Here is a 2,497-nt window from a genome sequence, read left to right on the forward strand (position 1 = left end):
CCGAAGACTCCGAGGACGTCGTCGCGCGGCCGATCGACCACCCGGCCTCGCTCGCGTTCCGACGTGAACTGTTCGTGCTCGCCCTCGCGAACCGCTTCTCCCGCCGCAGCGCGGTCGACCCCGACGGCGACGTCGTCGTCACGATGACCACGCACGGCGAGCGGCTCCAGCGGGTGCACGTCGCCCTCGAGTCGATCGCCCGGGGCGAGGCCCGCCCCGCCCGGCTCGTGCTCTGGCTGGACGATCCGGCGCTGCACGCCGACCTCCCCGCCCCGCTGCGCCGCCTCCGCCGCCGCGGAGTCGAGGTCCGCCTCGTCGACGGCTACCGGGTGCACACCAAGTACTACCCGCACCTGCTGTCGGGGCGTGCGGGCGAGCGCGACCTCGTCACCTCCGACGACGACATCGTCTACCCGAGCACCTGGCTCCGCGGGCTCCTCGATGCGCGCTCCCGCTACCCGCGCGAGACGGTGCTCTGCTACCGCGCCCACCGCGTCGGGGTGACCGACGGAGCGGTCGCTCCGTACACGAGCTGGACGCCGGTCGCCGACACCCGCGCCGCCGCGGACGTCTTCGGAACCTCCGTCTCGGGGCAGCTGCTCCCGAGCGCGCTGCTCAAGGAGATCGCCGCGCACGGAGAGGCCTTCCGCGACATCGCGCCCGACGCCGACGACATCTGGCTGCACGTGCGCGCCGTCGACGCGGGCTATCGGGTCGCGCAGATCGAGCCGCGCGCGCAGCTCTTCCCCTTCGTGCCGCGGACGCAGCAGACCGGGCTCTACCTCGTCAACTACTGGGACGGCGGGAACGACCGCCAGGCCCGCGCCGCCTACATCCCCGAGGTCGCGGCGCGGATCGCCGCGGCGGCGGCCGAGCGGGAGGCGGTCGGCTGATGCGCCTGCTGTTCCTGAGCAACCTCTACCCGCCCCAGGTGCTCGGCGGCTACGAGATGACCTGCGCCCGCGTCGCCGAGGCGATGGCCGCGCGCGGCCACACCGTCCGGGTGCTGACCACGCCGACGTACCTCCCTCCCGAGCCGACGGCGTCACCGGACGTCGAGGTGCACCGCACGCTGAGCCTGCGCACCTATTTTCCGCTGCCGCAGACCGGCACCGAGGTCGCCCGGCTGATGCACCACGAGAGCGCGGTGTCGCGCTTCGAGAACACCCGCATCCTGCTGGAGGAGCTGCGCGACTTCGCGCCGACCCACGTGGTCGCGTTCAATCTGCTCGGCATCGGCGGTCTCGCGCTGATCGACCTGCTGCGCTCCGTCGACGCGCCCTGGCTGTGGAACCTCGGCGACCGCACCCCGAACGCTTTGGTCGATGGTCTGCCCGAGCGCGTGCTCGCCGTCTACGGGGCTCAGACTCCCGACCACTTCGACCGCGGCGAGATCGTGGCCGTGAGCCGCTCACTCGTCGAGACGATCGAGGCCGGCGGGCTGAGCCTCGGCGAGGTCGAGGTGATCGGCCGCGGGGTGACCGTGCCGCCCGATTCGGACGAACCCCGCCGCTACCGCGAGGGAGGCGTCACCCGCTTCACGTTCGCCGCCTCGCTGGGCGAGCACAAGGGTGTCGGGCTCGTGCTGGAGGCGGCGGCCGTCCTCGCCGCCGAGACCCGCGCGTTCCGCGTCGACCTCTACGGAGACGGTGATGTCGACGGCTGGCGGGCACGGGCGGCGGAGGCGGGGCTCGACGGCCTGGTCGAGTTCCACGGTGCGACTCCGCGCGACGAGGTGCTCTCGGCGCACGAGCGGGCTGACGCCTTCCTGTTCCCGACATGGGCGGGGGAGCCGTTCGGCGTGGCTCCCGTCGAGGCGGCGGCGGCCGGATGCGTGCCCATCGTGACCGCGGCGAGCGGAGTCGCGGAGTTCCTGATCGACGGCGTGGACTGCGTCAAGATCACCCGCTCCGCACCCGCCCTGCTCGCGGCCATGCGCGACGTGGTGAGTGGCGCCACCGACCTCGAGGCTCTCGGCCGCCGGGGTCGCGCCGCCGCACGCGGTCCGCTCTCGTTCGAGCGCTCGGTCGAGCTGATCGAGGCCTCCCTCGAGCGGCGTGGCAGGCCGGGGAGCCTCGCCGAGCGCCTCGCCGACACCACGGTCGAGGCCGACATCATGGACAAGGACGAGCGGGCGATGGACGTGCTCCACCGCAGCCTCTCCGGACGGGATCACGACGATGAGCACTGACCACGACTTCCTCCAGGACCCCTCCTCAGCTCCTTCCCGCTTCGGGCGGGGCGGCACCGCCCTGCGCGAGGCCGTGCACAAGCTGGTCTCGCCCTGGTTCGAGCAGGCGAGGCTGCGCACGGAGGAGGTGCGCGCCGAGACGGAGGAGCTGCGCGGCGAGATCGCGGGGCTGCGCGCCGAGCTCCGGGGCGAGCTGGGCACCGTGCGCGACGAGTGCGCAACGTTGCGGGCCGAGACGGCGGGCCTGCGCGCTCGACTGGACGAGCTGGGCGGGTCGCTGGCGGCGCTGCGCGACACCGTGCAGCA

Annotated in this window: 3 protein-coding genes; all 3 read left to right on the plus strand. The window is 73.4% G+C overall.

Going from position 1 to position 2,497, the window contains the following annotated elements:
* Nucleotides 1–893: hypothetical protein (locus ACH61_RS17620; protein WP_082845311.1), on the plus strand; the 893-nt coding region annotated here is incomplete at its 5' end.
* Nucleotides 893–2,191: a glycosyltransferase family 4 protein gene (locus ACH61_RS15000; protein WP_068213595.1), complete on the plus strand. Its 1,299-nt coding sequence runs from the start codon at nucleotides 893–895 to the stop codon at nucleotides 2,189–2,191. The genes ACH61_RS17620 and ACH61_RS15000, both read left to right, overlap by 1 nt.
* Nucleotides 2,181–2,497: hypothetical protein (locus ACH61_RS15005; protein ID WP_201787623.1), on the plus strand; the 317-nt coding region annotated here is incomplete at its 3' end. The genes ACH61_RS15000 and ACH61_RS15005, both read left to right, overlap by 11 nt.

It is taken from the genome of Rathayibacter tanaceti, assembly GCF_001634385.1.
Classification (GTDB): domain Bacteria; phylum Actinomycetota; class Actinomycetes; order Actinomycetales; family Microbacteriaceae; genus Rathayibacter; species Rathayibacter tanaceti.

Coding starts and splice junctions, on each gene's coding strand:
- ACH61_RS15000 (WP_068213595.1), top strand. CDS start 893: ATGCGCCTGCTGTTCCTGAGCAACCTCTACCCGCCCCAGGTGCTCGGC.